The 13,306-nt window shown below is 72.4% G+C and carries 10 protein-coding genes; 9 read left to right on the top strand and 1 reads right to left on the bottom strand.

The features are described from left to right. Positions 1-67: 67 nt before the first annotated feature. Positions 68-1,870, bottom strand: coding sequence for a glycoside hydrolase family 15 protein (locus tag FGW37_RS07315; RefSeq protein ID WP_179080312.1), 1,803 nt, complete (start codon positions 1,868-1,870; stop codon positions 68-70). A 450-nt stretch (positions 1,871-2,320) separates the two neighbouring features. On the opposite strand from FGW37_RS07315, the gene pyrG reads away from it, so the two are divergent. The 9 genes from pyrG (at position 2,321) to FGW37_RS07270 (ending at position 13,202) form a co-directional block, all read left to right on the top strand. After that, entirely contained in the window at positions 2,321-3,970 is a 1,650-nt protein-coding gene (gene pyrG, locus FGW37_RS07310; protein ID WP_425506485.1) for a CTP synthase, read from the top strand. A gap of 75 nt (positions 3,971-4,045) precedes the next feature. Continuing rightward, a complete protein-coding gene (locus FGW37_RS07305) occupies positions 4,046-4,672 on the top strand; it encodes an NUDIX domain-containing protein (protein WP_179080311.1) in 627 nt (208 codons plus the stop codon). Between the two features lie 240 nt (positions 4,673-4,912). After that, entirely contained in the window at positions 4,913-7,027 is a 2,115-nt protein-coding gene (locus tag FGW37_RS07300) for a tetratricopeptide repeat protein (RefSeq protein WP_179084561.1), read from the top strand. Between the two features lie 150 nt (positions 7,028-7,177). Then, the gene (gene ald, locus FGW37_RS07295) at positions 7,178-8,293 is read left to right on the top strand and encodes an alanine dehydrogenase (protein WP_179084560.1); all 1,116 of its coding nucleotides are present in this window, start codon (positions 7,178-7,180) and stop codon (positions 8,291-8,293) included. Between the two features lie 343 nt (positions 8,294-8,636). Further along, complete coding sequence (locus FGW37_RS07290) at positions 8,637-9,764, top strand: ParA family protein (RefSeq protein WP_058045052.1); 1,128 nt, start codon at positions 8,637-8,639, stop codon at positions 9,762-9,764. Beyond that, positions 9,749-10,306: a hypothetical protein gene (locus FGW37_RS07285; protein ID WP_179080310.1), complete on the top strand. Its 558-nt coding sequence runs from the start codon at positions 9,749-9,751 to the stop codon at positions 10,304-10,306. The genes FGW37_RS07290 and FGW37_RS07285 overlap by 16 nt, the downstream gene beginning before the upstream one ends. A gap of 93 nt (positions 10,307-10,399) precedes the next feature. Continuing rightward, positions 10,400-11,326 (top strand): segregation and condensation protein A, encoded by a 927-nt coding sequence (locus tag FGW37_RS07280; protein WP_179080309.1) that lies wholly within the window; start codon positions 10,400-10,402, stop codon positions 11,324-11,326. After that, entirely contained in the window at positions 11,323-11,988 is a 666-nt protein-coding gene (scpB, locus tag FGW37_RS07275) for an SMC-Scp complex subunit ScpB (protein WP_179080308.1), read from the top strand. The genes FGW37_RS07280 and scpB overlap by 4 nt, the downstream gene beginning before the upstream one ends. After that, a complete protein-coding gene (locus FGW37_RS07270) occupies positions 11,988-13,202 on the top strand; it encodes a pseudouridine synthase (protein ID WP_179080307.1) in 1,215 nt (404 codons plus the stop codon). Before scpB ends, FGW37_RS07270 begins: the two co-directional genes overlap by 1 nt. Positions 13,203-13,306: the final 104 nt, after the last annotated feature.

Below are 13,306 nucleotides of genomic sequence, written 5' to 3'. Positions count from 1 at the left end.
CGGTGCCGGACCGCCTGTGCGAGGGGCGAACCTCGAAAGGCCGCCCCTAACCCCCGAACGCGCTCGACTAACCCCCGAACGCGCTCGACGCCGTCAGGCGCAGCGCCGTGTCGATCAGCGGCACGTGGCTGAACGCCTGCGGGAAGTTCCCCACCTGGCGCTGCAGCCGCGGGTCCCACTCCTCCGCCAGCAGGCCCAGGTCGTTGCGGAGCCCCAGCAGCTTTTCGAACAGCTGCCGCGCCTCGTCGACCCGGCCGATCATGGCCAGGTCGTCCGCGAGCCAGAAGGAGCAGGCGAGGAAGGCGCCCTCGTCGCCCTCCAGGCCGTCCACCCCGGCCTCCTCGCCCGCGGTGGGGTAGCGCAGCACGAAGCCGTCCGGCGTCGACAGCTCGCGCTGGATCGCCTCGATCGTGCCGATCACGCGCTTGTCGTCGGGCGGCAGGAAGCCCATCTGCGGGATCAGCAGCAGCGAGGCGTCCAGCTCCTTCGACCCGTAGGACTGGGTGAAGGTGTTGCGCTCCTTGTCGTACCCCTTCTCGCACACGTCCCGGTGGATGTCGTCGCGCAGCTCGCGCCACCGCTCCAGGGGCCCGTCCACGTCCCCGGACTCGATGAGCTTGATGGTGCGGTCGACGGCCACCCAGGCCATCACCTTGGAGTGCACGAAGTGGCGGCGCGGGCCGCGCACCTCCCAGATGCCCTCGTCCGGCTCGTTCCAGTGGTCCTCGAGGTAGCTGATCAGGCGCAGCTGCAGCAGCGAGGCGTAGTCGTTGCGGGCGAGGCCCGTCATGTGGGCCAGGTGGAGGGCCTCGGTGACCTCGCCGTAGACGTCCAGCTGGAGCTGGTCGGCCGCGCCGTTGCCGACCCGGACCGGCGTGGAGTTCTCGTAGCCGGGCAGCCAGGGCAGCTCGGCCTCGCCCAGCTCGCGCTCGCCGGCGATGCCGTACATGATCTGCAGGTTCTCCGGGTCGCCCGCGACCGCGCGCAGCAGCCACTCGCGCCAGGCGCGGGCCTCCTCGCGGTAGCCGGTGCGCAGCAGGGAGGAGAGGGTGATCGCCGCGTCGCGCAGCCAGGTGTAGCGGTAGTCCCAGTTGCGGACGCCGCCGATCTCCTCCGGCAGGGAGGTGGTGGGCGCGGCCACGATCCCGCCGGTCGGCGCGTAGGTGAGGGCTTTCAGCGTGATCAGCGAGCGGACCACGGCGTCCCGGTAGGGCCCGTGGTACGTGCAGTGCTCGACCCACTCGCGCCAGAACTCCTCCGTGGCCTCCAGCGAGCCCTCCGGGTCGGGCAGGGCGGGCGGCTCGCCGTGCGAGGGCTGCCAGCTGATGGTGAAGGCGATGCGCTCACCGGGGGAGACGGTGAAGTCCGCGTACGTGGTGAGGTCCTTGCCGAAGGTGTCGGCGGTGGTGTCGAGCCACACCGAGTCGGGCCCGGCGACGGCCACCGTGCGGTCGCCGACCTTGTGCACCCAGGGCACGACCCGGCCGTAGGAGAAGCGCATGCGCAGCGCGGAGCGCATCGGCACCCGCCCGCTGACGCCCTCCACGATCCGGATCAGCTGGGGCGCGCCGTCGCGCGGCGGCATGAAGTCGATGACGCGGACCGTGCCGCGCGGGGTGTCCCACTCGGATTCGAGCACGAGGGAGTCCCCCCGGTACCGGCGGCGGTCCGCGGGCGGCGGTGCCGCGCCCGAGGGGTGCGCGGGGCCGACCCGCCAGAAGCCGTGTTCCTCCGTGCCGAGCAGACCGGCGAACGCGGCATGGGAATCGAATCGGGGCAGGCACAGCCAGTCGGCCGTACCGTCCCGGCAGACAAGGGCGGCGGTCTGCATATCGCCGATGAGTGCGTAATCCTCGATACGCCCGGCCACGTCATCTCCAGTCGAACGGCGCCACATGACCCCGGCAGGGGTCCCTCTTGCGGTCAAGCGATCTTTAGACGAGCTCTGTTCCGGAATGGTGCGTCTCCCTTGGGAGCACCTCCAGCGGTAGCTGTGGGGAGGTGGCTGGGGGAGGGCGGGATGATGCCGTGCCGGCCGGCTCGCTGCATGTGTCCGAGCAGGATACGACGCCGAGTTGGTGCGACGCGCGACGGTTGGAGGACGAATCTGAGCCGAATGGGTGGCCTGTGACAGGGCCGCCACGCAGGGCCACGCCGGGCGCCCGGACGCGTCGGCGGGCGCGGCCGGGCCGGGGCGCTGATACCCTGGTACCCCGTGGACCGGTGGGCGCAAGACCCCCCAACCGCAGCGACGGCACCCCCGAAAACTCCGGGTGAGTGCCGGTACGCACCCTCCACTCGCGACCACGGGAGCCCCCCTTTGGCCATTGCCGCTAAGCCCACGACGACCAAGCACCTCTTCGTCACGGGGGGTGTCGCCTCCTCGCTCGGCAAGGGACTGACGGCCTCCAGCCTGGGCGCGCTGCTCAAGGCCCGGGGACTGCGGGTCACGATGCAGAAGCTCGACCCCTACCTCAACGTAGACCCGGGCACGATGAACCCCTTCCAGCACGGTGAGGTGTTTGTCACCAACGACGGCGCCGAGACCGACCTGGACATCGGTCACTACGAGCGCTTCCTGGACGTCGACCTCGACGGCAGCGCGAACGTCACCACCGGCCAGGTGTACTCCTCGGTGATCGCCAAGGAGCGGCGCGGCGAGTACCTGGGCGACACCGTGCAGGTCATCCCGCACATCACCAACGAGATCAAGCACCGCATCCGCCGGATGGCGACCGACGACGTCGATGTCGTGATCACCGAGGTCGGCGGCACGGTGGGCGACATCGAGTCGCTGCCGTTCCTGGAGACGGTCCGTCAGGTCCGCCACGAGGTCGGCCGGGACAACGTCTTCGTCGTCCACATCTCGCTCCTGCCCTACATCGGCCCCTCGGGCGAGCTGAAGACCAAGCCCACCCAGCACTCGGTGGCCGCCCTGCGCAACATCGGCATCCAGCCCGACGCGATCGTGCTGCGCGCCGACCGTGAGGTGCCCACCGCCATCAAGCGCAAGATCTCGCTGATGTGCGACGTCGACGAGGCCGCCGTGGTCGCCGCCATCGACGCCCCGTCGATCTACGACATCCCCAAGGTCCTGCACACCGAGGGCCTGGACGCCTATGTGGTGCGCAAGCTGGACCTGCCCTTCCGCGACGTGAACTGGACCCAGTGGGAGGACCTGCTGGACCGCGTCCACAACCCCTCCCACGAGGTGACGGTCGCGCTGGTCGGCAAGTACATCGACCTGCCCGACGCCTACCTGTCGGTGACCGAGGCCATCCGCGCGGGCGGCTTCGCCAACCGTGCCAAGGTCAAGGTCAAGTGGGTCGCCTCCGACGACTGCAAGACCCCGGCCGGCGCCGCCGCCCAGCTCGGTGACGTCGACGCCATCTGCGTCCCCGGCGGCTTCGGCGACCGCGGCGTGAACGGCAAGGTCGGCGCGATCACCTACGCCCGCGAGAACAAGGTGCCGCTGCTGGGCCTGTGCCTGGGTCTGCAGTGCGTGGTCATCGAGGCCGCCCGCAACCTGGCCGGCATCGAGGGCGCGAACTCCACCGAGTTCGACCCGGCCACCGCCAACCCGGTCATCTCCACGATGGCCGAGCAGCTGGACATCGTCGCCGGCGAGGGCGACATGGGCGGAACGATGCGCCTGGGCATGTACCCGGCCAAGCTCGCCGAGGGCTCCATCGTCCGCGAGGTCTACGACGACCAGCCCTACGTCGAGGAGCGCCACCGCCACCGCTACGAGGTGAACAACTCCTACCGCGCCGAGCTGGAGAAGGCCGGCCTGCTCTTCTCGGGCACCTCCCCGGACAACAAGCTGGTGGAGTACGTGGAGTACCCCCGCGAGGTCCACCCCTACCTCGTGGCCACCCAGGCCCACCCGGAGCTGCGCTCCCGCCCGACCCGCCCGCACCCGCTCTTCGCGGGCCTGGTGAAGGCGGCCGTCGAGCGTCAGCAGGGCTGACCTATACGGTTGACCGGGGTGAAGGTTTCCGCACGGAGGCCCTCACCCCGGTTTCCGTATTTCTGGAGGACGTACATGGGTATCAAGGACACCGCCGCCGAGTGGCCGGTCACCGCCACGCAGACCCCGTTCACCGGCAACAAGACCAGCGTCCGCACGGACGCGGTGGAGATGCCCGACGGAACCGTCGTCACGCGCGACTACCAGGTGCACCCGGGCTCCGTCGCCGTCCTCGCCCTGGACGAGGAGGGCCGCGTGCTGGTCCTCAACCAGTACCGCCACCCCATCCGGCAGAAGCTGTGGGAGATCCCCGCGGGCCTGCTCGACGTGCCCGGCGAGAACCCGCTGCACGCCGCCCAGCGCGAGCTGTACGAGGAGGCCCACGTCAAGGCCGAGGACTGGCGGGTGCTGACCGACGTCTACACCACCCCCGGCGGCTGCGACGAGGCCGTGCGGATCTTCCTGGCCCGCGAGATCTCCGACGTCGAGGGCGAGCGCTTCGAGGTCGAGCACGAGGAGCTCGACATGGAGCTGGCCCGGGTGCCGCTCCAGGAGCTGGTGCGCGGCGTCCTCGCGGGCGAGCTGCACAACAACTGCCTGGTCGTCGGCGTCCTCTCGCTCTCCGCGGCGCTGGCGGGCGACGGCGTGGACGCGCTTCGCCCGGCGGATGCGGAGTGGCCGGCCCGGCCTTTCGAGGCGTAGCCCCTCGCCGGAGAGGGGGCGCGGCCGGTGGGACCTTCGGCCGGCGGCGCGCCCCGGTCGTCCGACCATAAGGAGAACCGAATAGGTGATCTTCTGCAGCGGCGGCCGGGACTCACCGGGTCGTGCCGGGCCGTGAACTAGGCTCGTCGCGTGCTCGACCGCGGCCGCGGCGGGCTCGTGCGTGGCAGGTGGACGGGAGTGTGCCCCGTGGCGGAGCGGGCGGTGGAGACCGGCGGCGGGATGGCGGCGGTGCCGCCGGGGCGGCGGCTGTCCGTCCCGGCGGCGAGCGCCCCGGCCCGCGCGGCGGCCTTCGCGCTGCCCGGGTTCGTCGGGCGCCGCCGGGAGCTGGAGGAGCTGCGCGCCGACATCGTGCGCGCGGGCCTGGACACCCTCGCCGGCCGCAAGAGCGGGCGCGGCCGGGTCCTGCTCATCGCCGGACGGCCCGGCTCCGGCCGTACGGCCCTGGCCGAGGAGCTCGCCGTACAGCTCGCGGGCCGCTATCCCGACGGCGTGCTGCGCGCCCGGCTCACCGAGACCGACGGCTCGCCCGTCCCCACCGAGCGGACCGCCCGCGCGCTGCTCGCCGCGCTCGGCGAGCCCGTCCCCCCGGGGGCGGAGGAGGACGAGCTGACGGAGGCGGTGCGCGCCGCCCTCCGCGGCCGCCGGGCGCTGCTGGTGCTCGACGACGCCGCGGGCGCCGAGCAGGTGGACCCGCTGCTGCCGGACAAGTCCGAGTGCCTGGTGGTGGCCGTCTCGCGGGGCCCGCTGACCGGCGTGCCCGACGTACGGCCCTGCACCCTGGGCGGCCTCGACACCGCTTCGGCCGTCGACCTCCTGGAGCGCTTCGCGGGCCCCACACGCATCACGTGCGACCCGGCCGCCGCGCAGGCGGTGGTGGAGGAGTGCGGCGGGCAGCCCGCGGCGCTCGTCCTGGTGGGCGGCTGGCTCGCGGCCCTGTCCAAGCTGTCCGTGGTCGACGCGGTCACCCGGCTGCGGGAGCTGCCGGCCGGCGACGGCCTCGACGTCGCGGGCCGTTCGCTGTCCCGGGCCCTCCGGCTCGCCCACGAGGCGCTGCCCGCCCCCTCAGCCCGCATCCTGCGGCTGCTGGCGCTGGCCCCGGCCGGCGCCGTCGACGCCCACACCGCCTCCGCGCTGGCCGGCTGCTCGGTGGCCGCCGCGCAGAGCGCCCTGGAGGACTTCGAAGCCCGCGGCCTGCTGCGGGCCGAGCCCTCCACCGGCTCGCTGCCTGCGCAGTACCGGGTGCCGGGCTGCCTCACGACGCTGCTCCGGGAGCTGCTGGCGGCCCAGGAGCGCCCGGCCGAGATCGAGCTGGCCCGGGCGCGGATGCTGGAGCGCACGGTCCGCCAGCTGCACTCGTGCCGGGCCGCCACCCGCACCGACGACCCGCTGACCCGCAAGCGGCTGGCGGAGCTGCCCAGACCCCTGAGATTCGCCTCGCCGCAGACCGCCGCCGAGTGGCTGCGCTGCCGGCTGCCCGCGCTGCTGGCGGCCGCCCGGCTGGCCGTGCAGGACGGGCGGCTCGACACCCTCGCCCGGCGGCTGGTGTCCGCGCTGACCCGGGCCCTGACGGCCCATTTCGGCGCCGAGGAGGCGGGCCCGGAGCTCTACGGCCTCCACCAGCTCGTCCTGGACGTGGCGCAGCGCTGCGAGATGCCGCTGGAGAAGGCGGCGGCCCTGCTGAACCTGGGCGACCTGGACGCCCGGGCCGGCCGGGTCCCCGCCGCCCTGGGCCGCTACCGGGAGGCGCTGGACGCGGCGCGCCACGCGGGCGACCCGTACGCGATCAGCCGCTCCCTGGAGTCCATCGCCGCCTCCTATCACGAGCTGGGGGACTGGCAGCGGGCCGTCGACTGGTACGGGCGGGCGCTGGAGCTGCGCCTGACGCGGGGTGAACTCACCGACGAGGCCCGTTTGTACGGGCGGCTGGGCGCCGTGCGCGCCTACGCCGGGCAGTGGAACGAGGCGCTGCGCGACTGGCGGGCGGCGGCGGCCGCGTGCCGCCGGCTGCGGGACCTGCCGGGGCACGCCCGGGCCCTCACCGAGATCGCCCGGGTGCAGGAGTACGCGGGCCGCCCGCAGGAGGCGCTGCGGACCTGCCGGGAGGCCGTGGAGTGCGCGCGGCAGGCGGGCGACGACCGGCTGCGGGCCGCGGTGCTGCTGCGGCTCGCGGACATGCTGGAGCGGCTCGGGGACCCCGGCGCCGCAGGTGAGCACCGTGCTGCGGCGGGAGAGCTGCTGGTGGCCGGGCCCGACGAGCCCCCCGTCGGGGCGGGTGGCGCCATAGCTTCCGTGCCCCCGCCCGCCGAGGCTGAGGGTTACCTACGAAACCAGTAGTGGTCTTCAAAAAAATTGGCTCTTTGCAAGGCTAGACAGCGCAGGATCCTTCATTAGACTGGTTGGGCCGCGGTCGCCGCGGTCTGCTCTGGTATGCCCCCGCATTTCCGGATTAGCCTGTAATTCTCTGATTCAAGGACCGTGATCGACGTGAAGGTCGGCATCCCCCGCGAGGTCAAGAACAACGAGTTCCGCGTGGCCATCACGCCCGCCGGCGTGCATGAGCTCGTGCGCAACGGCCACCAGGTCTTCGTCGAGAAGAACGCCGGTGTGGGCTCCTCCATCACCGACGCCGAGTACGTCGCGGCCGGCGCCGCGATCCTGGACACCGCCGACGAGGTCTGGTCCACCGCCGACCTGCTGCTGAAGGTCAAGGAGCCGATCGCGGAGGAGTACCACCGCCTCCGCAAGGGTCAGACCCTCTTCACCTACCTGCACCTCGCCGCCTCCCGCGAGTGCACCGACGCCCTGCTGCAGTCCGGCACCACGGCGATCGCGTACGAGACGGTCGAGCTCGCCAACCGCGCGCTGCCGCTGCTCGCCCCGATGTCCGAGGTCGCGGGCCGGCTGGCCCCGCAGGTCGGCGCCTACCACCTGATGCGCTCGGCGGGCGGCCGCGGCGTCCTGCCGGGCGGCGTCCCGGGCACGGCGGCCGGCAAGGCCGTCGTCATCGGCGGCGGTGTCTCCGGCTGGAACGCCGCGCAGATCGCCGTCGGCATGGGCTTCCACGTGACCCTGCTCGACCGTGACATCAACAAGCTCCGCGAGGCCGACAAGGTCTTCGGCACCAAGGTGCAGACGATCGTCTCCAACGCCTACGAGCTGGAGAAGGCCGTCGTCGAGGCCGACCTCGTCATCGGTGCCGTCCTCATCCCGGGTGCCAAGGCCCCGAAGCTGGTCACCAACGAGCTCGTCGCCAAGATGAAGCCCGGAAGTGTACTTGTCGACATTGCGATCGACCAGGGCGGCTGCTTCGAGGACTCGCGTCCGACCACCCACGCCGAGCCGACCTTCGAGGTCCACAACTCGGTCTTCTACTGCGTCGCCAACATGCCGGGTGCGGTGCCGAACACCTCCACCTACGCGCTGACCAACGCCACGCTGCCCTACATCGTGGAGCTGGCCAACCGCGGCTGGCAGGAGGCGCTGAGCCGGGACGCCGCGCTCGCCAAGGGCCTCAACACCCACGAGGGACAGGTCGTTTACGGCCCCGTCGCCGAGGCGCACGGCCTGCCGTTCGTCGAACTGAGCACCCTGCTCGGCTGAGTCGTCAACACGACACGCCAAGAGCGCACCCCCGGCCGGGCCTTGTTCAGCAAGGTCCGGCCGGGGCCGTTTCCACCCGGTTTGCGAGCGGTTTCCACGCCTGGTCACCCACCCGCGAAACTTCCGGGTTGTGGGCCGCAAACCCTTGACAGAAGCCTGTTCGATTGCCGACACATCGTGCCGTCTCCGGCGGATTGTGTTGCTGCGAACCGCCGACACGCCATAGAGTCGCCAACCGTCGGCATGGTGCAACGCTGACCTATCTAGATGTTTCCTGGTCACCAAGGAGGTAGGACGACTTGTGAATGAGTCGACATTTGCTCCCGGGGGTGGTCACCCAGGAATGTCTGCGCAGGGCCAGAGTCCCACGGGGCTCGAAGCTGTCGGCTCCGTCGCTGTCCACACCTTCGCGGCACACCAGAGCATCCAGAGCACACCGACAGCCCACCAGAGCATGGACGGCCATCACGTGAACGCCATGGCCGGCGACCGGGGCGGGGTCGATCCCGCGCGGCTCGCCGACTACGAGGACGTGCCCGACGGGCACTTCTACGACCCTGACGCGGAGTACGAGCCCGACCCCGAGTACGCGGCCACCCTCGCGCCCGACGCTGCCCGGCAGCGCCGCGAGCGCATCGGCCCCACCGGGCGTCCCCTGCCGTACTTCCCCATCCCCGGACCGCTGACCGACCACGGCCCCGCGAAGATCATCGCGATGTGCAACCAGAAGGGCGGGGTCGGCAAGACCACCTCGACCATCAACCTGGGTGCCGCCCTGGCCGAGTACGGACGCCGGGTGCTGCTCGTCGACTTCGACCCGCAGGGCGCGCTCTCCGTCGGCCTCGGCGTCAACCCGATGGAGCTTGACCTGACGGTCTACAACCTCCTCATGGAGCGGGGCATGTCGGCCGACGAGGTCCTCCTCAAGACGGCCGTGCCCAACATGGACCTGCTGCCCAGCAATATCGATTTGTCTGCCGCCGAGGTCCAGCTCGTCAGCGAGGTGGCCCGCGAGTCGACGCTGCAGCGCGCGCTCAAGCCGCTGCTCGCCGACTACGACTACATCGTCATCGACTGCCAGCCCTCGCTCGGCCTGCTCACCGTCAACGCCCTGACGGCCGCTCACAAGGTGATCGTGCCGCTGGAGTGCGAGTTCTTCGCGCTGCGCGGTGTGGCGCTACTCACCGAGACGATCGAGAAGGTCCAGGAGCGGCTCAACCCCGAGCTGGAGCTCGACGGCATCCTCGCCACCATGTACGACTCGCGGACGGTGCACAGCCGCGAGGTCCTCGCGCGCGTGGTCGAGGCCTTCGACGATCACGTCTACCACACCGTCATCGGCCGTACGGTCCGCTTCCCCGAGACCACGGTCGCGGGCGAGCCGATCACCACGTACGCGTCCAACTCCGTGGGTGCCGCCGCCTACCGCCAGCTCGCCAGGGAGGTGCTCGCCCGGTGTCACGCCGAGTGAGTCTGCCCGGCGCCGACGAACTGTTCCGTACCACCGGGGGGTCGGGGCTGCAGTCCTCCTCTCCCCGCCGGCAGGCGAACGGCGAGGGCGCCCCGCGGGTGCCCGGCCCGGCCGGTGACTCCGAGACCACGTCCGAAGGCGGCGCCGCCGGCGCGGGCGGCGAGCCCGGCGGCCGCGGTGCCGCCGCGGCCGACCGGGACAGCGCCCCCGAGCGCCGCCCCGCGTCCGCCCAGGAGCGCCCCGCGGGCCCCGTCCGGGCCGCGGGCCAGGGCGAGGCCGCCGCGCCCGCCCAGGGCCGCCGCAGGGGGCGCGGGGCGGGCCGCCGGCCCAGCGGCCGGGAGCGCCACGACGAGAAGATCACGGTCTACGTCTCCGCCGAGGAGCTCATGGACCTCGAACACGCGCGCTTGGTGCTGCGCGGTGAGCACGGGCTCGCGGTCGACCGCGGCAGGATCGTCCGGGAGGCCGTCGCGGTCGTCCTCGCCGACCTGGAGTCGCGGGGCGACGCGAGCATCCTCGTACGGCGCCTGCGCGGCCGCTGAGCGGTTCCGCTGCGCTAGCCTCGCTAGCCCCTGCCGTGACCGCGCCCTCGCGCGCCGCCCTACGGCCCGTTCCGCCCCCACCCTGGATCCCAGATGCCCGCAGCCGCCTCCTCTCCGGCCCGCCGTCCCCTCGGCCGTGGCCCGGCCGGAGCCACGGCCGCGGAGCCGGTGCCCGGGCCCGGTGCCGTCGCGTCGGAGGCCCCCACCGGAGGCGACTCGCGGTTCACCGTCCGGCTCGACAACTTCGAAGGGCCCTTCGACCTCCTGCTGCAGCTGATCGCCAAGCACAAGCTGGACGTCACCGAGGTCGCCCTCCACAAGGTCACCGACGAGTTCATGGCGCACATCCGCGCCATGGGCCCCGGCTTCGACCTGGACCAGACCACCGAGTTCCTCGTCGTCGCCGCGACCCTGCTCGACCTCAAGGCCGCCCGCCTGCTGCCTGCCGCCGACGTGGAGGACGAGGCCGACCTCGCCCTCCTGGAGGCGCGCGACCTGCTGTTCGCCCGCCTCCTGCAGTACCGGGCGTACAAGCGGGTCGCGGAGATCTTCAGCAGCCGGCTGGACGAGGAGGCGCGGCGCTTCCCCCGTACGGTCGGCCTGGAGCAGCACCATGCGGAGCTGCTGCCCGAGGTCGTCCTCGGCATCGGGCCCGAGCGCCTGGCCGAGCTGGCCGTCAAGGCCATGCGGCCCAGGCCGGCGCCGCAGGTGTACGTCGACCACATCCACGCGCCGCTGGTCAGCGTCCGCGAGCAGGCCGAGGTCGTCGTGGCCCGGCTGCGGCGGGCGGGCCGGGTCAGCTTCGGGGAGCTGGCCGGCGACGCCCCCGACACCCTCACCGTCGTCGCCCGCTTCCTGGCGCTGCTGGAGCTCTACCGCGAGCGCGTGGTCGCCCTGGACCAGGACGAGGCCCTCGGCGAGCTGGCGGTGCGCTGGACGGGCGAGGAGGGGGCGGAACCACTGGTGACGGACGAGTTCGACCGGGAGCCGGAGACCGAGCCGCAGGAGAGTGCACAGTGAGCGCAGAGACGTACGAGGGCGTAGAAGCCCCCGCAGGGGCCGGTGCCTCCGGTGTCTCCGGGCTAGGCCTCAAGCCCGCCCTGGAGGCCGTCCTCATGGTCGTTGACGAGCCCGCCACCGAAGAACACCTGGCCAAGGTCCTGGAGCGGCCCCGCCGCGAGATCGCCGCGGCCCTCGGCGAGCTGGCCGGGGAGTACGACGCCCAGGGACGCGGTTTCGAGCTGCGGCAGGTCGCCGGGGGCTGGCGCTTCTTCACCCGGCCGGCCTACGCGGACGCCGTCGAGGCGTTCGTCCTGGACGGACAGCAGGCACGTCTCACGCAGGCCGCCCTGGAGACCCTCGCCGTCGTCGCGTACCGTCAGCCGGTCAGCCGGTCGAAGGTCTCGGCGGTGCGCGGCGTGAACTGCGACGGGGTCATGCGCACCCTCCTCCAGAGAGGTCTGGTGGAGGAGGCGGGGACGGAACCCGAAACAGGTGCGATCCTGTACAGGACGACGAACTACTTTCTGGAGCGCATGGGCCTGCGCGGCCTGGACGAGCTCCCGGAGCTCGCGCCCTTCCTCCCCGAGGCGGAGGCGATCGAGGGCGACACTCAAGAAGGTGTGCCGTCGTTCGATCCGGACGCACCGGACACCGAAGCGGACGACAAGACGGAACTTTGATGCGAAGCAGCGGCAGGAACAGCGGAAGCGGCAACCGGGACGACCGGGGCGGTCGAGGACGTCCGGCGTCCGGGGGCGGGCGCGCGGGCGGCGGCCGTTCCGGCGGCGGTCGTGCGGGTGGCAGCCGGTCGGGCGGCCGGCCCGAGGGCGGCCGTTCGGGGGCTCCGCGCGACGACAGGCAGCAGGAGCGCCCGCGCCGGCCGCGCCCGGAGGAGCGCCGCTACGACGTCGGCCCCGACGCCGAGCGCACGCGCGGCGGCGCCACCAGCGGCCGCACCACCGGCCCCACCAGCGGCCGGGGCGACTCGGCCCGCGGCGGTGCCAAGGGCGGCCCCCGGCGCAGCAGCGCGGCCGGCGGCCGCAGCGGTGCGCCCGGCCGCGGGCAGCGGTCCGTGCCGGCCCGTCCGCGCGAGCTCGACGCCAAGATCGAGGAGCGCAACCGGGAGCGGCACAACAAGCCGCAGATCAAGCTGCCCAAGACCTTCGGCGAGCAGGAGGGCGAGCGCCTGCAGAAGGTGCTGGCCCGGGCCGGCATGGGCTCCCGCCGCGCCTGCGAGGAGCTGATCGAGCAGGCCCGCGTCGAGGTCAACGGGCAGATCGTCACCGAGCAGGGCCTGCGGGTCGACCCGGAGAAGGACGAGATCAAGGTCGACGGCCTGACCGTCGCCACCCAGTCCTACCTGTTCTTCGCGCTCAACAAGCCGGCCGGCGTCGTCTCCACCATGGAGGACCCCGACGGCCGCCAGTGCCTCGGCGACTACGTCACCAACCGCGAGACCCGGCTCTTCCACGTCGGCCGGCTCGACACGGAGACCGAGGGCATCATCCTGCTCACCAACCACGGCGAGCTGGCCCACCGTCTGACGCACCCGCGCTACGGCGTGCAGAAGACGTACCTCGCCGCCATCACCGGGCCGCTGCCGCGCGACATCGGCAAGCAGCTCAAGAACGGCATCGAGCTGGAGGACGGCTACGCCCGCGCGGACAACTTCCGCGTCATCCAGCAGACCGGCAAGAACTACCTGGTCGAGGTCACCCTCCACGAGGGCCGCAAGCACATCGTGCGCCGCATGCTCGCCGAGGCGGGCTTCCCCGTCGAGAAGCTGGTGCGCACCTCGTTCGGCCCGATCGCCCTGGGCGACCAGAAGTCCGGCTGGCTCCGCCGCCTGACGAACACCGAGGTCGGCATGCTGATGCGCGAGGTCGAGCTCTAGACGGACCGGGGGCACGGGCCCGCAGGGCTCGCCCCGGCCCCGGCACCGCCGGATGCCGCCGCGTCGGCTGATCGCCGCTGCGGCGGTGTGCGGGGTGGTGGCGG

This window comes from Streptomyces rectiverticillatus (assembly GCF_013394065.1).
GTDB classification, from domain to species: Bacteria; Actinomycetota; Actinomycetes; order Streptomycetales; family Streptomycetaceae; genus Streptomyces; species Streptomyces rectiverticillatus.
Note: the sequence above shows the minus strand (reverse complement) of the source record. Positions and strands in the feature narration are given on the sequence as shown.